The 19,153-nt window shown below is 55.2% G+C and carries 16 protein-coding genes; 10 read left to right on the top strand and 6 right to left on the bottom strand.

What is annotated here, in order from left to right:
* Positions 1-7: 7 nt before the first annotated feature.
* Together gor and pgi are read right to left on the bottom strand one after the other, a co-directional pair.
* Positions 8-1,357 (bottom strand): glutathione-disulfide reductase, encoded by a 1,350-nt coding sequence (gene gor, locus V7680_RS02680; RefSeq protein WP_335651747.1) that lies wholly within the window; start codon positions 1,355-1,357, stop codon positions 8-10.
* A gap of 10 nt (positions 1,358-1,367) precedes the next feature.
* Complete coding sequence (gene pgi / locus V7680_RS02685) at positions 1,368-2,873, bottom strand: glucose-6-phosphate isomerase (protein WP_335651748.1); 1,506 nt, start codon at positions 2,871-2,873, stop codon at positions 1,368-1,370.
* 152 nt (positions 2,874-3,025) lie between these two features.
* Between pgi and lepB the strand changes: the two genes are divergently transcribed.
* From lepB to V7680_RS02705, 4 genes are all read left to right on the top strand, one after another.
* Positions 3,026-3,829 (top strand): signal peptidase I, encoded by an 804-nt coding sequence (gene lepB, locus V7680_RS02690; RefSeq protein WP_335651749.1) that lies wholly within the window; start codon positions 3,026-3,028, stop codon positions 3,827-3,829.
* On the top strand, positions 3,826-4,494 hold the full coding sequence (gene rnc / locus V7680_RS02695; RefSeq protein WP_335651750.1) for a ribonuclease III: 669 nt from the start codon (positions 3,826-3,828) through the stop codon (positions 4,492-4,494). The genes lepB and rnc overlap by 4 nt, the downstream gene beginning before the upstream one ends.
* Positions 4,491-5,384, top strand: a complete 894-nt coding sequence (gene era, locus V7680_RS02700; RefSeq protein WP_335651751.1) for a GTPase Era — start codon at positions 4,491-4,493, stop codon at positions 5,382-5,384. The genes rnc and era overlap by 4 nt, the downstream gene beginning before the upstream one ends.
* A 175-nt stretch (positions 5,385-5,559) precedes the next feature.
* Positions 5,560-7,026, top strand: coding sequence for a sensor domain-containing diguanylate cyclase (locus tag V7680_RS02705; RefSeq protein ID WP_335651752.1), 1,467 nt, complete (start codon positions 5,560-5,562; stop codon positions 7,024-7,026).
* A gap of 92 nt (positions 7,027-7,118) precedes the next feature.
* Here V7680_RS02705 and topA read toward each other — a convergent pair whose 3' ends face one another.
* The 3 genes from topA to plsY all read right to left on the bottom strand — a co-directional run bounded on the left by topA (position 7,119) and on the right by plsY (position 11,569).
* Positions 7,119-9,728: a type I DNA topoisomerase gene (gene topA / locus V7680_RS02710; RefSeq protein WP_335651753.1), complete on the bottom strand. Its 2,610-nt coding sequence runs from the start codon at positions 9,726-9,728 to the stop codon at positions 7,119-7,121.
* A gap of 123 nt (positions 9,729-9,851) precedes the next feature.
* Entirely contained in the window at positions 9,852-10,970 is a 1,119-nt protein-coding gene (gene dprA, locus V7680_RS02715; protein ID WP_335651754.1) for a DNA-processing protein DprA, read from the bottom strand.
* A 5-nt stretch (positions 10,971-10,975) separates the two neighbouring features.
* The gene (plsY, locus tag V7680_RS02720; RefSeq protein WP_335651816.1) at positions 10,976-11,569 is read right to left on the bottom strand and encodes a glycerol-3-phosphate 1-O-acyltransferase PlsY; all 594 of its coding nucleotides are present in this window, start codon (positions 11,567-11,569) and stop codon (positions 10,976-10,978) included.
* A 154-nt stretch (positions 11,570-11,723) separates the two neighbouring features.
* Here plsY and murI point away from each other — a divergent pair, with 154 nt between their 5' ends.
* A complete protein-coding gene (murI, locus tag V7680_RS02725; RefSeq protein ID WP_335651755.1) occupies positions 11,724-12,536 on the top strand; it encodes a glutamate racemase in 813 nt (270 codons plus the stop codon).
* Positions 12,537-12,653: 117 nt separating this feature from the next.
* Positions 12,654-13,874, top strand: coding sequence for a 5-aminolevulinate synthase (gene hemA / locus V7680_RS02730; RefSeq protein ID WP_335651756.1), 1,221 nt, complete (start codon positions 12,654-12,656; stop codon positions 13,872-13,874).
* On the opposite strand, the gene V7680_RS02735 is transcribed toward hemA, so the two are convergent.
* Positions 13,871-14,854: a threonine ammonia-lyase gene (locus V7680_RS02735; protein WP_335651757.1), complete on the bottom strand. Its 984-nt coding sequence runs from the start codon at positions 14,852-14,854 to the stop codon at positions 13,871-13,873. The two genes, hemA and V7680_RS02735, sit on opposite strands and share 4 nt — an antisense overlap.
* Positions 14,855-14,907: 53 nt before the next feature.
* Between V7680_RS02735 and V7680_RS02740 the strand changes: the two genes are divergently transcribed.
* From V7680_RS02740 to V7680_RS02755, 4 genes are all read left to right on the top strand, one after another.
* The gene (locus V7680_RS02740) at positions 14,908-16,125 is read left to right on the top strand and encodes a saccharopine dehydrogenase family protein (RefSeq protein ID WP_335651758.1); all 1,218 of its coding nucleotides are present in this window, start codon (positions 14,908-14,910) and stop codon (positions 16,123-16,125) included.
* A gap of 1 nt (position 16,126) precedes the next feature.
* Positions 16,127-17,296 carry a carboxynorspermidine decarboxylase gene (locus V7680_RS02745; RefSeq protein ID WP_335651759.1) on the top strand — a complete coding sequence of 390 codons (1,170 nt, stop codon included), beginning with the start codon at positions 16,127-16,129 and terminating at the stop codon, positions 17,294-17,296.
* Between the two features lie 147 nt (positions 17,297-17,443).
* Positions 17,444-18,643: a type III PLP-dependent enzyme gene (locus V7680_RS02750; RefSeq protein ID WP_335651760.1), complete on the top strand. Its 1,200-nt coding sequence runs from the start codon at positions 17,444-17,446 to the stop codon at positions 18,641-18,643.
* Positions 18,644-18,718: 75 nt separating this feature from the next.
* Entirely contained in the window at positions 18,719-19,150 is a 432-nt protein-coding gene (locus V7680_RS02755; RefSeq protein WP_335651761.1) for an MAPEG family protein, read from the top strand.
* Positions 19,151-19,153 lie beyond the last annotated feature (3 nt).

Raw genomic sequence — 19,153 nt, forward strand, 5'->3', positions numbered from 1 at the left:
GGTAAGTTTATTTGAACAGCACCAATTCCTCGGCCATGCTGGGGTGCAAAGCCACGGTATCGTCAAACGCTTGCTTGGTCAGCCCCGCTTTGACCGCAATCGCCGCTGCCTGCAATATCTCCGGCGCGTCAGGGCCGATCATGTGAAGCCCGAGAATTTTCTCGGTCGGATGCTCGACGATCATCTTGTACAGACTGCGCTCTGGCCGGTCGGCAAACACATTGCGCATCGCCCGGAAATCGGACGAATAGACCTTGATATTGCCATATTGTTCGCGCGCTTCGCTTTCGGTCAGGCCGACCGATGCAATCGGTGGCTGTGAAAACACTGCTGACGGGATATTGTCATAATCTACTGTGCGCGGGTTATCTCCAAATACGGTATCCGCAAAAGCCTGCCCTTCACGAATCGCGATCGGGGTCAACTGGACACGATCGGTAACATCGCCGACGGCGTAGATATTCTCGACATTGGTTTGGCTATATTCGTCGACAATGATCGCATTCTTGTCGTTGATCTCGACACCGGCATTTTCAAGGCCGAGGCCCTCAATCTTCGGCCGACGACCGGTTGCTGCCAGAACCACGTCTGCGCGGATCGGCGCGCTCTTGCCATCCATATAGACATCCAGAGCGCCGTCGTCCCGCTTTTCGATCTTGTCGAACGCGCAGTTGAACTTGAAGCTGATGCCCTTGGCGAGCGAGATCTGGATCAGACGGTCGCGCACGCTTTCATCATAGCCACGCAGGATGATGTCGGACCGGTTTACGACGGTGACATCGCTGCCTAGACCATTGAAAATTCCGGCAAATTCGTTGGCAATATACCCGCCGCCCGCAATGATGACGGTTTCCGGCAGTTTCTCGAGATGGAACATTTCGTTCGAGGTCGACATATGTTCGCTGCCCGGGAAATCGGCCACTGCGGGCCATGCGCCGACGGCGATCAGAATATATTTCGCGGTCACGGTCTTGCCGCTGGCCAGCTTGATTTCATGCGGCCCGGTCAGTTCGGCACGTTCGAGAAGGATCTCGACACCGTGATTTTTCAAAGTATCGGTATAAGCATTGTTCAGCCGGTCGACGTCCTTGAGAATATGGTCGCGCATCGTTGGCCAGTCGAATTTGGCATTTTCCCAGGTCCAGCCAAAATTCTTGCCGTCTTCCAGTTCTTCGGAAAAATGCGAACCGTACACCAGCAATTTCTTGGGTACACAACCACGGATAACGCAGGTTCCACCGACCCGATATTCCTCGGCAACCGCGACCTTCGCGCCATAAGACGCCGAAATCCGCGCCGCGCGCGTTCCTCCGGAACCTGCACCGATAACGAACAGGTCATAATCATATTCAGCCATTTAAATTTCCTTATTGCCCGGGTCCGAAAGCCCGCTTTTTTAGTATTTCGGTCGAAGCGTCCAATTGGTTACCATCGTCAGCGGCCAGTGCATTCGCCATCTGCTTCCCAAGCTCCACGCCAAATTGATCGAACGGATTGATATTCAGCAAAGCCGCGTTCACAAAAGTGCGATGCTCGTAAAAAGCCAGCAGTGCGCCCAGTGAACGTGCTTCCAAGTCTTCCATTAATATGGTGACCGATGGCCTGTCACCCTGATAATTTCGATGACTGTCATCGGATTTTTTGCCCGCCATCAATGCTGCGCCTTGCGCAAAGCAGTTGAGCAACAGGCCGTGATGGTGAGCGGGGCCTAATGAATGGCCCGGCTCGATGACCGCAAGAAACTCTACCGGCACGAGATGGCTGCCCTGATGGAGCAGCTGAAACACGGCATGTTGGGCATCTGTGCCGACACCGCCCCAGACGATCGGGCTCGATTGCAATTCCAGCGGCTCGCCATCCAATGTCACGGATTTGCCGTTGCTCTCCATTTCGAGCTGCTGAAGATAGTCCGGAAGCAGGCCCAGGCGCTCGTCATAGGCAAATACAGCCCGGGTTTCGCATCCGCGAACCTGCGCATAATATTGATCGGCAAAGGCGGCGATCACTGGAATATTCTGCGCCCAGGGAGCGTCGCGAAAATGCTGGTCCATCACGGCAGCGCCGGCGAGCATATCTTCGAACACTTCATATCCCAGCGCCAGCGCGAGGCTGAAGCTGATCGAGGACCATAGAGAATAGCGACCGCCGACCGTCTCGGAAAATGGCAATATGCGGGTTTCATCGACGCCCCATTCCACTGCCTGTTCCGGTGCAGCCGTCAAGGCCACAACCTGCCCGAGCGGATCAGCAACGCCGTCTTCCCGCATCCAGTCGAGCACAGCATGCGCGTTGAGCAACGTTTCCGCGGTGGTGAATGTCTTGGACGCGATCACCAGCAGCGTCTTGGCGGCAGTGAAGCGCTCCAGCACGGGCTCGAGCGCGGCGCCATCGATATTGGAAACAACAGCAAGTTCATATTTCTCGTCACCGAGTTTGAGCGCCTGATGAAGCATTTTCGGGCCCAGCGCCGATCCGCCAATGCCGAGATGGATGATCTGGGTAAAATCACCGAGCACACCGGTTTCAATGACTTCAATCAGGCTTTTCATGCGCTGGTGCAGCATATTGGCATTGTCGACGCTCGCCGGATTTCCCGTCCCCCGCTCGGCGCTATGTTCCGCCGCCCTGCCTTCGCTGATATTGATCGGTTCTCCGTTCAGCAAAGCATTCACTTTGCCAGCCAGATCCATATCTTCGGCGAGCTTGTGAAAGGCTTTCACCACCGCATCATCGAGATGGGTTTTCGAAAAATCAAAATAGATTCCCGCCTGCTCCAATCCGAGGCTGGCGGTCCGGTTGGAGTCCTGCTCGAAGAGACTGGAGAGCGGAATCCTGGGGAGTGCCTTGATCGTCTGCCACTGTTCTGAAGTCATTCAATCTTCCGATCTTTTGGGTCTGAATTGCGCGCACCGGTTAAGCGCCTCTGCCCTATCGGTCGAACCGACCTGTCTCAAGTTGAAAATAGCGCAGAGCAAGAGAATGCAAGAATTCTTGACGCCACCGCCAATGTCGGCGAAGGGGCGCCATGGCGCGAGATAAAGCAGAACGATCCGAAACGCGGGACTTTGTCGCGTTCCTTGTAAAACTTGCCTTATTCATTCTGATATTGCGCAGTTTCATCATCTCGCCATTCAATATTCCTTCGGAATCGATGCAGCCGCGGCTGGTCGTCGGCGATTATCTGCTGGTGGCTAAATGGCCTTATGGCTTCTCCAACTACAGCCTGCCGTTCGATATATCGCTTTTCCCCGGGCGGGTTTTGCCCAATGCACCAACGCCCGGCGATGTTGTGGTGTTCAAAGCCCCGCCCACCGCGCGGGAGGACTATATCAAACGGGTAATCGCTCTCTCGGGCGACATTGTTCAAGTCACCAAGGGCGTTGTCTCGATAAACGGAACCGAGGTCGAGCGGAAACAGGTCGAGGATTTCGAACATCCCGTCACGCCCAACAGTCCTTGTTACCGCGACGAGTTTGAATCGCCGGGCAGCAACGGCTCTAGGATCTGCCGCTATCCGCAATTCCAGGAAACTCTCCCCAACGGCGTGAGCTATCGCATCTTGGACATTTACGAAGATTCCGAAGGCGATAGTACGGAAGCTTTCGTGGTGCCTGATGGCCATATGTTTCTGATGGGTGACAATCGCGACCGCAGCGCTGACAGCCGCTTTCCCGCAGTAGACGGTCATGCTATCGGGATGGTACCGCAAGCAAATCTTGTCGGCCGGGCGTGGGTCTCGGTATTCTCGACAGATGGCTCGGCTGAGTGGATCAAGCCTTGGACATGGTTCACGGCCGCTCGCTGGGAACGGATCGGAGAAGGCTTTTGAACCGTCCTGACTTTCTCGACTGGATTGCCAAGATCACCGATGAGCAACCTGTGACACCGGAACTCTATGTCCGGGCCGCGACCCACGGCAGCCACGGACACAAAGACTATCAACGGATGGAGTTTCTCGGAGACCGGATTTTGGGGCTCGTCATAGCAGACCATCTTTACCATCAGTTCCCCGAAGAGCCTGAAGGACAATTGTCACAGCGCCTCAACGGGCTGGTGTCCGGTCCGGTGTGCGGCGAAGTCGCCAAACATATCGGTGTCGGCGATCATATCCTGCTCGGGAAACAGGCGCGGGATGACGGTGCGCGGCAAAGCATCAAGGTTCTGGGCGACGTGATGGAATCCCTGATCGGCGCGGTCTATCTCGACCATGGGATGGAGGCTGCCCGTAGCTTCATACTCCGCCACTGGGATGGGCGGGTTTCGGCAACAGTCGCTGACATCAGACATCCAAAGTCTGCTCTGCAAGAGTGGGCCGCAGCCAATAATCGCAAGATTCCCGAATATGAACTGATCGACAAAAACGGCCCTCATCACGATCTAAAATTTACCGTCAAGCTGAGTGTTCGCAATATCGGCGAGGTAACTGCCACCGCTTCTGCTATTCAGGCTGCCGAAACCGAAGCAGCAAAGAAATTTCTGGAAAAATTCACATGACAAAAAAATGCGGCGTCGTAGCCTTGATTGGCGCGCCCAACGCGGGCAAATCAACCCTCATCAATGCCTTGGTCGGACAGAAGGTGGCAATCACCAGTTCCAAACCGCAAACCACGCGGACGCGGCTGCTCGGCATTGCGCTTGAAGCCGAGACCCAGCTTCTGCTGGTTGATACTCCGGGCATATTCGAACCGCATCGCCGGCTTGACCGGGCGATGGTTTCCGCCGCCTGGGAAGGTGCCGAAGATGCCGATATTATCGTGATGCTGGTCGATTCACGAGCCGGGCTCGGGACAAAGGTCACCTCGATTGTCGAACGGATCAAGCACCGGTCAGAAAAGACAATCCTTGTCATGAACAAGGTCGATATTGCCGCCAAAGACAAGATGCTCGGCCATGTCGTCAAGCTTCACGAACTGGCCGATTTTGACGAAACATTTTTTGTCAGCGCCAAAACCGGTGACGGGCTGGAAGAACTGCGATCCTATCTGGTCAACGCGATGCCCGAAGGCCCTTGGCATTTCCCTGCCGATCAGGTTTCTGATGCCAGCGAGCGTATCCTTGCCGCGGAAATCACTCGCGAGCAGGTGTTCCGGCAATTGCATGCCGAACTGCCATACGCCACCGCCATTGCGATGGAGCAATATAAAGAACGGCCCGACGGATCGCTTGAGGTTCACCAGCAAATTCTGGTCGAGAAGGCCAGCCAGAAAGCGATCATTCTCGGCAAGGGCGGCCACCAGATCAAAGAAATCGGCGCAAAAGCGCGCGCGGAACTATCAGCAATATTGGGCAAACCTGTCCATCTTTATCTCCACGTCAAAGTCAGCGCCAACTGGGACGAAGACAGAAGCCTGTATCAGGACATGGGGCTGGACTGGGTCAAGTAGGCCCGAATTTAAAGTCCGACCAAGACGGAAGAAATTCCGAAGCATCATGCAACGCTAACGATTGGCTAGCGAGATCGCAGGAAACTTGTAAACAATGGTAATGTTAGTGATAAATTAGCCTATTGTGACGATGGCTGGCTGCTCGGACGAATTCCGTTCCGTTTTGGGAATGAACTTGCAGCACCAGACTTCAGATTTTACCGGCATCAGGCATATTATCGTACGCGCGGCTTTCGTTGCGGCGGTGTTTTGCGTCAATTCGCTAGTCGTAATCGGAGCATCAAACCACACAGGGGGCTTTGCGGCTCTGTGGTCTGCCAATGCCAGTCTTGTGTTCATGTTGATGGTGTTTCCGCGAAAAGAGCATCTATTCTACTGTACAAGCGTTTTACTGGCGAGCACCGCGGTCAATCTCGTATCGGGATTTCCGTTACAAACATCGATCTTCTTCTCTGCTTCAAATGTGCTGGAAGCGATACTGGCATTTCACATCATCTCGAAGCTGGGCTTGCCCAAAACGGGTCTCTATAATCCGATTCAATTGGTAAAATTCGTCGGGATTGCGGTATTTGTGAGTTCCGTTTCGGCAACCACCGCCTCCCTTGGCAGCACGGGCGAACTCGGCAACAACTGGATATCCTGGTTTGGATCAGACCTGCTCGGTTTGCTGATTTTCCTGCCTTGTTTCAATATTCTTCATGCGACGTTGACCGGTATCGAGAAATATACCTGGCCAAAAAACAGGCGCCTCGAATTCATAGGCGTGCTCCTGCTGGTATTTTTGGTGTCGGCGATGGCCCTCGTGCAAGCAGTCATTCCGCTGCTGTTTCTCACAGCGATTCCGGTGTTCATTGCCGTGTTCCGCTTCGGACCGCTAGGTGGGATGATGTCGACGTTGATCGTCGCTATTGTGGCCGAGTTTTTTACCATTTCAGGCTTCGGTCCTATTGCAGGACTGGATGCCAGCAACATCATCAAGATATTCGTTCTGCAGGCCTATATTGCCAGCCAGCTCATGTTGGCCCTGCCTGTTGCGTCGCTATTGGCAGACAGCCAGCGCAAGGTCGACAAGATCATCGAAACCGAAAAGCTGCTCCGGATCATGGCCGAAAAAGACCGTCAAAAAGCGGAGGCGGCAAAGCTGCAAAAAGTGCGTTTGCTCGCTCTGGATGAACTGACCGGCCTGTCCTCGAGACGCCATATTCTGGAAGAGAGTGAGAAAGCCTTCGAACTGGCCCGATCGCAAAACAAGCTTCTCTCGATTGCGATTTTCGACGTCGACAAATTCAAATTGGTCAATGATCAATTCGGTCATGCCGTCGGTGACGAAATCCTCCGGATGATTGGCAGGGTAGCCAAGCGAAATACGGGCAAGAACCAGCTGATCGGCCGCATGGGCGGCGAAGAATTCCTCGTGGTGATGCCCGACATCTCTATTGCCGAGGCCGAAGCTCAGGTCGAGACATTACGCCTCGCGATAATGAATGCCCGCTCGTCCGATCCCGGCGTCGGAGTGACCATTAGCGCTGGGTTAGCGCAAAACTCGGAATGCCGTGACCTGAAGGAAATGCTGTTGATGGCCGATAACGCGCTCTACGTTGCCAAAAATGGCGGGCGCAATCGCTTGGAGATCGCGGCCTAATCTGGCCCAGCCAACAATTCGGCAGCCGAACAGTGGTTGAGGATAGCGAAGGACTGGCCCGGCCCATTGCGAGCCGGACCAAGTCTTCCAGCCTATTCCGTCTCAGCTTTTACCGGGGCTTTCTTGGCCGCAGGCTTCTTTTTCGCCGCCGGTTTTTTCGCAGCTGGCTTTTTCTTGGCTGCCGGTTTCTTTTTCGGAGCCGCCTTTTTCTTCGGTGCCGCTTTCTTGGCCCGCTTCTTTGCCGGACCCTTGGCCGCGCGGTCGTCGATAAGCTGAGCCGCCTCTTCCAAAGTCAGCTGGTCCTTGTCGACCGTCTTGGGCAAGGAAGCATTGGTGGTGCCGTCGGTCACGTAAGGACCAAAGCGACCATCCATCAGCTTGATTTCTTCCTCGGTGCGCGGATGCTTGCCCATGATCTTGAGCGGCTCCATCTTGCCACGGCCTCGACCGCCGCCGTTTTTCGCGGCATCCGCCAATTTGGCGACCGCTGCATTCATGCCGATTTCGAAAACTTCCAACGTATTCTCTAGCCGCGCCGATTTGCCATTGTGGCTAAGGTAAGGGCCGTAGCGGCCGATTTGCGCTGTCACCGGCTCGCTGGTTTCGGGATGGATCCCGACTTCGCGTGGCAGAGACAGAAGTTTCACAGCCCATTCGAGCCCGAAGTCTTCGGCCGGGATATCCTTGGGGATCGAAGAGCGTTTGGCCTCTTTGCCCTCGCCTTTTTCCACATAAGGTCCGAAACGTCCAACTTTCTTGGTGATCTTTTCATCGCTGTCGGGATCAACGCCCAGTTCCTGCGGACCTTCATCCTCGTCAGCATTTGCGCCGCCGCCCTGCGCAAAGCGCCGGGTGAACTTGCATTCCGGATAATTGGAGCAAGCCACGAATGCGCCGAACCGTCCGCCACGCAAAGCCAATTTGCCTTCGCTGCAACGTGGACACAGGCGCGGATCGCTGCCATCCTCCTTTTCAGGGAATAGATAGTCACCAAGAAATATGTCGAGTTCAGCTGTCACTTCTGACGGCATTTTCTCCATCACTTCGACGGTCTTTGGCTTGAAATCATGCCAGAAGGCCTCAAGAATGGCCTGCCACTGCGCACGACCACCACTGACTTCATCCAGCTCGTCTTCGAGCGCGGAGGTGTAATCATAGGCTACGTAACGGTCGAAAAACCGTTCGAGAAATCCGGTCAGCAAGCGGCCGCTTTCCTCTGCGAAGAACCGGTTCTTCTCGATCCGGACATAGGCGCGATCTTTCAGCGTCTTGATGATCGATGCATAGGTTGAAGGCCGTCCAATCCCCAGTTCTTCCATCTTCTTGACCAGACTGGCTTCGCTGTAGCGAGGCGGAGGCTGGGTGAAATGCTGGGACGCGTCGACGGATTTCTTCGCCGGACTGTCACCCTTGGACATCGCCGGCAACAAGCCACCATCTTCATCCTTGTCGTCGTCGCGACCTTCTTCGTAAAGCGCAAGGAAGCCGGGGAATTTCACGACCTGACCGTTTGCTCTCAGACCAGTTTTACCGGTACCATCGAGCATCTCGACGGTGGTGCGTTCGAGCCGGGCGGACGCCATCTGGCTGGCCATTGCCCGTTTCAGGACAAGATCATAGAGTTTTGCATGATCGCCGCTGCCAACGGTTTTCTTGGTAAAGCTGGTGGGACGAATGGCTTCATGCGCTTCCTGCGCATTTTTTGCCTTGGATTTATAGATTCGCGGACTGTCCGGAACATAGCTTGCGTCATAGCGATCCGAGATCGCCTTGCGCGCTTCCGAAATAGCGCTGCCGTCCATTTGCACACCATCGGTACGCATATAGGTGATCGCACCATCTTCATAAAGCTGCTGGGCAATCCGCATGGTATGACTGGCGGAATAGCCAAGTTTACGGGCTGCTTCCTGTTGCAAGGTCGACGTCGTGAACGGCGGCGGCGGGTTGCGGGTCAGCGGCTTGGTTTCGATCGTTTCAATGGTGAACAAGCCGTTTTCAACTGCGGTCTTGGCCAGCATCGCCTGATCTTCGTTGGCCAGATCCATCTTGCCGAGCTTCTTGCCATCATGGATTGTCAGCCGGGCTTCAAAAGCCTGCCCCCCCTGCTCCATTTGTGCGGTGACCGACCAATATTCCTGCGGTTTGAATATCTCGATTTCGCGTTCCCGCTCGACGATCAGCCGGAGCGAAACAGACTGTACGCGGCCCGCGGATTTCGCGCCCGGAAGCTTGCGCCACAATACGGGCGACAGAGTAAATCCGACCAGATAGTCGAGTGCGCGGCGGGCGCGATAGGCGTCGATCAGATCCTCGTCCAGCGCGCGGGGACGGGTCATGGCCTCGGTCACGGCTGCCTTGGTAATCGCGTTGAATGTCACCCGGTCGACCTTGTCGGGAAGGGCCTTCTTGTTACGCAGCACTTCCTGAACATGCCAGCTGATCGCTTCCCCTTCACGGTCAGGGTCGGTCGCGAGAATTAGTCGCGTGGCTTTTTTCGATTCAGCCGTGATCTCTTTAAGCTGCTTGGCTTTGTCGGGATAGTTCTGCCAGGTCATGGAGAAGCCATCGTCCGGATCGACCGAACCATCCTTCGGCGGCAGGTCACGAATATGACCATAAGACGCCAATACCTTGAAATCCGATCCCAGATATTTTTCAATGGTTTTGGCTTTGGCGGGTGACTCGACAATTACTAGCTGCATATGTTCCGATTTTCTTTGTTCTCACGTATACGCGCGAGGCTGTGACAGGGATTGGGTCTAGGTCAAGGCCCTGATTGAAGTTTTTTGTCAATGGCGATGACAAATTAGCCGGTCGGGGAGCGGTCAGCTTAACCGGCTCACCCGGGCACCGGCATGGCGGTCGAGCCGTCCGGCCAGTTCCAGTTCGAGCAGCGCGAACTGCACGGATGCAGGAGATAGACCGGATTGTCTGATCAATTCATCGACAGCCACCGGCGTGGCGCTGAGCAAGTTCAGGAGTGGTTCTCGATCCAAATCACTCACGTCCAAATCACCAGATTCTTGAATATGCGAGAATTTACAATTGTTCCCCACTTCCTCGCTGCGCAGTGTTGATTCCGCCCTATCATCAAAATGACGAACCAATTCCAGAACATCGTCGGCCGACTGGACCAGAGTTGCGCCTTCACGGATCAGCATGTTGCAGCCCCTGGAGCGAGGGTCCAGCGGTGAACCGGGAATGGCCATGACTTGTCGTCCGGCTTCCGCCGCCAGTCTCGCCGTGATCAGCGAACCGGAACGCGGCGCGGCTTCGATAATCACCGTGCCTCTCGACAATCCGGCGATGATCCGGTTGCGATAGGGGAAATGTCTGGCGCGGGGCTCCGTTCCCGGGGGCTGCTCTGCCAGCAAAAGACCACGCTCAGCGATATTGCGCTGCAGTTCTTCATTCTCTGGCGGATAGAAGACATCCAATCCACCCGCGATTACGGCAATAGTCGCCTTCCCCAGCGAACCTCGATGCGCAGCGGTATCAATGCCCTTTGCCAGCCCTGACACAATAGAGACGCCCGCCTCGGCCAGGCTATTGGCCAGATCACTAGCGAAACGACAAGCAGCCGCTGATGCGTTTCGCGCACCGACAATCGCGACCGTCGGCTGTTCCAGAAGTTCCAATCGACCTTGCCAGAGCAAAGTCGGTGGCGGGTTGCTAAGCTCCGCCAACAAAGCCGGATATTCAGGATCATCGAGAAAAAGAAACCGGGCGCCGAGATCGCGCGCAGCGTTAATCTCGGCGTCGATCTGCTTCGGGTCGGCAATTCTCGGAGTCCGCCCGCCACCTCGTTTGGCCATGTCGGGAATGGCCTCCAGCGCTCGCGCTGCAGACCCAAATCTTCTGATCATCTGCTGATAGGTAACAGGTCCGATATTCTCGGATCGGATAAGCCGAAGTCGGTCAAACGCTTCCTGGCTTTTCCCCATTCACTTCAAGCCTTTTTTGATGCTCCGACCTTCGGTTCTTCGCCTGCGATCAACCGCTCGATATTGGAGCGGTGTTTCCACAGAACCAGCAAAGCCAGACCGATGAACATGGGCATCATGGCATATTCTCCCAAGACAAAGGCCGCTATCGGTACTGAAATGGCCGCAAGCATTCCGCTCACAGACGAATAGCGCCAAAGCGCAAGTGAACCAAGCCATGTGACCGCAAATATCAACCCTGCGGTGGGAATCAGGGCAGCGACAATACCGAGCAACGTCGCAACCCCCTTGCCGCCGTTAAACCTGAGCCAGACCGGGTAGAGATGACCAAGGAAGGCTCCAAGGCCGGCCAGCACACCCAATCCATCGAAAATCTGAAGGGCAAGATAGACCGCAGCATATCCCTTGCCGATATCAAGCAACAGGGTCAGGGCGGCGAGCCCCTTGTTGCCGGAGCGCAAAACATTGGTTGCACCGATATTGCCGGATCCCGTTTTGCGCAGATCACCGCCGCCCGTCGCCCGGGTAAGCAAAACGCCGAACGGAATGGATCCCAGCAAATAGCCGGACAACAACGCCAATAATGGTTCTATCCACATAGACTGCACTGAAATTACCCCTTGTCGCGTTCGCGCTATATTCTGTGTTGATCTTCGGCAAGTAATTCATGGTAAAAAACGGTTAAGGCCAAACGCTTGTCAGACGAACCGAAGCGGTTGCCGTTGCGACGCATTATTGGCTATGGGCAAAAGCATGACCGAAACACCGAATGCTGAATGCCCTCCCCTGCTGTTTTTCGACTCCGGCGTCGGCGGGCTTTCGGTTTTGCGCGAAACGATAGACCTGCTGCCTCATGCGCCGATTGTCTATGCTGCAGACTATGCCGGACTGCCTTATGGGATGAAATCCGAGGCGGAGCTGGCGGCGCGGGTTCCGGCGCTACTCGGCCGACTCGTCGAGCGCTACAAACCCATTTTAGTAACCATCGCCTGCAACACGGCTTCGACAATCGCCCTTGATCATGTCCGATCGGCGCTGAATATTCCGGTGGTCGGAACGGTACCGGCTATCAAGCCCGCCAGTATGCTGACCAAAACCGGCGTGATCGGCCTTCTGGGTACAAGGGCAACCATCCGGCAGCCATATGTCGACCGGCTTGCTGCCGATTTTGCTTCGGACAAGACATTGCTCCGCCATGCCGCGCCCGATCTCGTCTATGCCGCAGAAGCCAAATTGCGCGGAGAAACACCGGACCCTCGAGTTATCAAAGAGGCGATGGCAGGCCTGACCGATCAAGCCGAAGGCGAGAAAATAGACACGGTCATTCTTGCCTGCACCCACTTTCCGCTGTTGCGCAACGAATTGTCAGAGGCGGCGCATAGGCCGACTGAGTTTATCGACGGCGCGCAGGGCATCGCCCGGCGGATCGCCTATCTCACAAGCGGAACCCCTTGGCCGAGCGACACTCGCGATGGAATATTTGTTACCACCGGAGATATTTCTGACATCGAACCCTATCGACCGGCGATCGAGAAATATGGTATGAAGCGGTTCGAAATACTCTAAGCCTATGGCGAACATATCTTATTGCGAATGGTTTGCGCTGGAAATTCTAAGAAAAGGCCGCTAAGGGCCAATTCACGACGACCGCAAGAACAAATTTGAATCAGGATTTTGTAAACAGTGGATTACGACAAGATTTTTTCGCAAGCGATTGACCGGCTGCACGCCGAGGGACGCTATCGGGTATTCATCGACATTTTACGGAACAAGGGTTCTTTTCCAAATGCCCGCTGTTTCGCGCATCACAACGGACCGCAACCGGTTACCGTATGGTGCTCGAATGATTATCTTGCGATGGGCCAACATCCCGATGTCATCGTTGCAATGGAAGAGGCTTTGCACAATGTCGGCGCCGGTTCTGGCGGCACCCGCAATATTGGCGGCAACACCCATTATCACATCCAGCTAGAGCGGGAACTGGCCGACTGGCATAATAAATCCGGCGCACTGCTGTTCACCTCCGGCTATGTGTCTAACGAAGCAACGCTGTCGACGCTCACCAAAATCCTGCCGGGATGCATTATCTTTTCCGACGAACTGAACCATGCGTCGATGATTGCAGGAATAAAGAATAGCGGCTGCGAAAAACGGGTTTTCCGCCACAACGATCTGGAACATCTGGAAGAATTGCTGGCTACTGAAGACCCGGAAGTGCCAAAGCTGATCGCGTTCGAAAGCATCTATTCGATGGATGGCGATATCGCCCCGTTGCACGCGATTTGCGATCTGGCTGACAAATATAACGCGCTGACCTATTGCGACGAAGTCCATGCTGTCGGCATGTACGGCGAGCGCGGTGGCGGTATCTCCGAGCGCGATAAGGCTGCTGAGCGCATTACCGTCATTGAAGGCACGCTGGCCAAGGCGGTTGGCGTTATGGGCGGCTATATCACGGCCGACCAGAAAATTGTCGACGTGATCCGCTCCTATGCGCCCGGCTTCATTTTCACGACCAGCCTGTCACCGGTATTGGTTGCCGGCGCACTGGCGAGTATCCGCCACCTCAAGCAATCCAGCGCGGAGCGCGACGGCCAGCAGGCCTCGGCCCAGAGGCTCAAGGATTTGTTCACGGAGGCAGGACTACCGTTGATGGATTCTTCGACCCATATCGTGCCGCTGCTGGTTGGTGATCCAATCAAAGCCAAGAAAATCAGCGATATTTTGCTAGCCGAATATGGCGTCTATGTGCAGCCGATCAACTATCCTACGGTGCCACGCGGTACCGAACGGCTGCGGTTCACGCCCGGCCCGGCTCATACCGAAGCTATGATGAAAGATTTGGCGCAGGCCTTGGTCGAAATTTGGGGCCGTATGGATCTGGAACTGGCAATCGCAGCCTAGTTGGCGGCGATAATTTTCGCGAACAACTGACGATCAACATTGCCTCCGGAAAGCGTGATCGCCGTGTGATCCGTTAGCTTCACCTTGCCGGCCAATATCGCAGCCAACGCAACCGCGCCGCCCGGTTCGACAACCAGATGCAATTTCTCGAACGCAACGCGCATCGCATGATGCACCTCATCCCGCGTAACGGCAAAGCCCGTGGCATTGCGATCCCGCAATATACCAAATGTGATTGGCGAAACCATTAGCGTCTGTAGCGCATCGCATTCGGTCGCAGGAGGATCCTGTTCCACGGGTACAATGGTCCCGAGTTCCAGCGAACGCTTCATATCGTCCCAGCCTTCCGGTTCGACGACCACGATATTTGCATCGGGGTTGGCCAGAGCGGTTCCGCTTGCCAGTCCGCCACCACCGCAACAGACGACAAGTTGATCGGGCTCAGATCCGGTTCGTGCCAGCATCTGTTCCCGGATCTCCAGCCCGCAACTGCCCTGCCCTTCGACGACCCACGGATCGTCAAAGCTGGGAACAACGACCGCTCCGGTCTGTGCCGCAAAATCAGCGGCCAATTGTTCGCGAGAACCGCTCATCCGGTCATAGGTTATGATTTCAGCACCCAACGCCCTGGTATTGTCCAGTTTTGCCTGAGGCGCGTCCTCCGGCATGATGATGGTCGCATGCACCCCCAGCTTGCGCGCTGCCCAGGCAACACCCTGTGCGTGATTGCCGCTCGAGAAGGCGACCACGCCGTGTTTTTGCTGATCTTCAGTCAGGTCGGTCAAACGGTGCCAGCCACCTCGAATTTTGAACGCGCCAATCGGTTGCAGACACTCGGCTTTGCACCAGATGGTCGTGCCGTCGACTTCGAGAGGTAACAACGGGGTGGCAGGCAGGATGGCCGCGATTTTCTTTGCTGCTCTTTCAACGCCGGCCAGGGACGGTTGGCGATCCGGGCTCATCAGGTATTGCTCTGTCATGATCTCTTCCTATATGCGGGTTTCACATTTCTCCAGCATTTAGAGTGGAATTCATGGGTAAAATATTGGTGATTGGCGCAGGCGGCGTCAGTTCGGTGGCAGTACACAAGATGGCTCAGCTGATCGCAGCGGGCAGCGGACCCTTTACCGAGATAATCTTGGCCAGTCGGACGTTGTCGAAATGCGACTCAATTGCCGAATCGGTCAAGCAGCGCATCGGCCTGAACATCGCGACAGCGCAGATTGACGCCGATGACGTGCCGGCGCTTACGGCGCTGATTGAGCGGGAAAAGCCGGTTCTGGTGGTCAATCTTGCCCTGCCTTATCAGGACCTGCCGATCATGGATGCCTGCCTGGCAACCAAGACCGATTATCTCGATACCGCCAATTACGAACCGCGCGATGAAGCAAAATTCGAATATAAATGGCAGTGGGATTATCACGAGCGGTTCAAGGCGGCCGGAATCATGGCCCTGCTCGGCTCCGGCTTTGATCCGGGCGTCACCAGCGTCTTCACCTGCTGGTTGAAAAAACATCATTTCGACCGGATCGACACCATCGATATTCTCGACTGCAATGGCGGCGATCATGGCCAGCATTTTGCGACCAATTTCAACCCCGAGATCAATATCCGGGAAGTCACCGCCAATTCGCGTCACTGGGAAGATGGCGAATGGGTCGAAGGACCACCGCTAACCCACAAGCAAACCTTCGACTTTGAAGCGGTCGGCCCGAAAAACATGTATCAGATGTATCATGAGGAAATCGAATCGCTGAAGACCCATCTCCCGGAAATCCAGCGGATCCGCTTCTGGATGACCTTTGGCGACGCCTATCTCACCCACCTTCAGGTGTTGCAGAATGTCGGCATGACCCGGATTGATCCGGTGATGTACGAAGGCCGCGAAATCATCCCATTGCAATTTCTGAAAGCGGTGCTGCCAGAGCCAGCAAGCCTAGGCGAAACGACCAAGGGCAATACCAATATCGGCGTGATCGCAACGGGCGAGAAAAACGGCGTCCAGCAGACCCTTTACGTCAAGAATATTTGCAGTCATGAGGCGGCATTCGAAGAAACCGGCAATCAGGGCGTTAGCTATACAACCGGCGTTCCTGCCATGATCGGCGCTGCGATGATGGTGTCGGGAGAGTGGCGCGGAAAGGGTGTTTTCAACATGGAGCAGTTCGATCCGGATCCGTTTATGGAGATGCTCAACCACCATGGCCTGTCATGGACACTGGAAGAGTTGGAAGGACCTTTGCCCTTTTAATATGGAGACCAAGGCTGGCGATCCCGGCGCGTTTGCGCATTTTGATTTGAACCGGGTCCCCTCGCCGGCATTTGTGGTCGACGAGGTGGCTGTGCGTCGAAATCTGGAGATTCTGGCAGACGTCAAAAGGCGTTCCGGAGCCAAGGTTTTACTAGCACTCAAAGCTTTTTCGATGTGGTCGCTAGCGCCCCTGATCGACGAATATCTCGACGGCTATTGTGCTTCGGGCCTATGGGAAGCGCGGCTTGCCAAGCAACATTATCGCGGCCCCATCAGCACCTATTCTCCTGCCTACAAAGCAGAGGATTTGGCAGAGCTGTGCCAGATTTCCGAGCATATCACCTTCAACAATCCTGCCCATTTAGAGCGCTGGATAACCGAATATAATCAAAATAATATCTTCGATACTTGTGAATTAGGTTTAAGAATCAACCCGGAAATCGCACTGGGCGAAACGGAAAAATATGACCCCAGCCAGCCCCACAGTCGGCTGGGTTTCCCGATCAGCCAATTGGAGCCAGATCATTTCCGCCATCTGTCCGGCATCCACTGCCACAATCTCTGCGAGCAGGGTTTCGATGCACTCGAGCGGACCTGGGCGAAGATCGAGCCGATAATCGCGCCGCATTATGGTGATCTCCAATGGATCAACCTCGGCGGCGGCCACCATATCACCCGCGATGATTATGACCGCGAGGCACTGGTCGGATTTCTGAAGGACCTGAGAGCAAAGTCCGGGTGCGACATTTATCTGGAGCCCGGTGAAGCTGTGGCGCTTGATGCCGGCATATTGGTCGGCGAGATACTGGATGTCTTCGACAATGGCATGCCGGTCGGGATCACCGATATTTCCGCGACCTGTCATATGCCGGACGTAATCGAAGCGCCCTATCGACCTGCGATGCTTGGAGAACAGCCCGAAGGAGACGTTATCCGACTCGGCGGGCCGAGTTGCCTGGCCGGAGACGTTATCGGGGATTATATTCTGCCCGATGAGCCGCATGTCGGTCAGCGTATCGCTTTTCTTGACCAGGCCCATTATTCGATGGTCAAGACCAATACATTTAATGGCGTTCCTCTGCCGTCAATCTGGCTCTGGAACAGTGAAAGCGACGCGCTAAAATGTGTCAAAACCTTCGATTGGACGGCATTTCAGGACCGGTTGAGCTAGAAAATTGACCAATTGCTACATTTTCTCTCAACGCAGGACTTTACAGAACAGGAAAGCGGCCATATATCCGCGCCTTGCTGCCCCATGGCCGCTTGCGTATCCGCAAGGCAGCTCAATCGATCTTAGCCTATAAGGGGGTCCCTTGAGTTGCACATTTTCCATGACGCTGAGGAGCTGACGAAGGCTCTAAGCCCAGATATTCCAGTTTTGTTGAATCGGCCGCATGCAGCGCGCCGTGCCGCGCGTTATTTTGTCGATCAGTTTCCCGGCAAATCGCTTTATGCGGTCAAAGCTAATCCTTCGCCATCATTGCTGCAATTGCTGTGGCAGGAAGGCGTAACCCATTTTGACGTCGCATCGATCGACGAAGTGCGCACCGTACGCGCAGCCTTGCCCGAGGCGACGCTGTGCTACATGAACCCGGTGAAACAGCTTGCATCGATCCGCGAAGCCTATCGGGAACATGGTGTGCGGATTTTCTCGCTCGACAGTCTCGAAGAGCTGGAAAAAATCGAACTGGGAACCGAGCTTGCCGAAGACCTGACGCTGTGCGTCCGGATTCGGGTTGCTTCGGAATTTGCCGAGATCAGCCTTGCTTCGAAATTTGGCATCGACGTCGATGAATCGGCCGAATTGCTCCAGCGCGCGCGGCAGCGGGCCGATTGCCTCGGCATCTGCTTCCACGTCGGCAGCCAGGCGATGACGCCGCTCGCCTATGTCCATGCTCTGGAACGGGTGCGCACCGCCATTGTCGGCGCGTCGGTGACTGTCGACATCGTCAATGTCGGCGGTGGTTTTCCTTCGATCTACCCCGATCTCGAGCCGGTTTCGCTCAATCACTATTTCACTGCCATCGACCGCACGTTCGAGGATTTGCCTATCAGCTATTCCGCTGAACTGTGGTGCGAGCCGGGCCGCGCCCTGTCGGCCGAATATAGTTCGCTGGTGGTCAAGGTCGAACGACGCCGCGGCAACGAGCTGTTCATAAACGACGGTGCTTACGGCACCTTGTTCGATGCCGCCCATATTGGCTGGCGTTTTCCGGTTCGCCAGGTTGGCGTTGAGATGGAGAACGAAGCCACTACCGGGTTCAGTTTTTATGGCCCGACCTGTGATGACATGGATTTCATGGCGGGTCCGTTTGCCCTGCCCGACAGCATCAAAGCCGATGACTATATCGAAATCGGCATGATCGGCGCTTATGGTTCGGCGATGCGGACGAAGTTTAACGGCTATGGCAGCAGCGAAGAATATGATGTCACCGACGAACCCATGGCGAGCTTGTATGTCGGCGATAATCTGGATCGCTCCGATCGCGACAATGTGGTGTCGTTTCCGAGCATCTGACCCGCAAACTAGGTTGCATTTGACAATCGGTTACACTTGAAGCAGTTTCTCCCCGGTTTTGGGAGAACAAGAATCATGGATATTGCTATTTTAGCACCCGCTGCGGTGCTCGTCCTGTGGTCGCTGATCATGTTACTTTGGATGGCGGGAACAAGATTTCCAGCCATGGCAAAATCAGGAGCGGACCTTGCCAAGGCCCCGCCCGGTGGCCGCGGGAGCGATCTTGAAGGCGTAATACCCGACAAGGTCAACTGGAAATCCCACAATTATACTCATCTGATGGAGCAGCCGACGCTGTTTTACGCCACTGTCGCCATATTGGCGATCGCCGGGGCTGGCCATGGCATGAATCTCTACCTCGCGTGGGGCTATGTCATCATCCGGATCATTCACAGCATCTGGCAAGCGACGGTCAATCTGGTCAATGTCCGCTTTCTGCTTTTCATAGCCTCGACGATTTGCCTGCTGGTCATGGCGATCAACGCCCTGTGGGCCACACTTTTCTGAGTT

This window comes from Parasphingorhabdus sp., from assembly GCF_036963705.1.
Classification (GTDB): domain Bacteria; phylum Pseudomonadota; class Alphaproteobacteria; order Sphingomonadales; family Sphingomonadaceae; genus Parasphingorhabdus.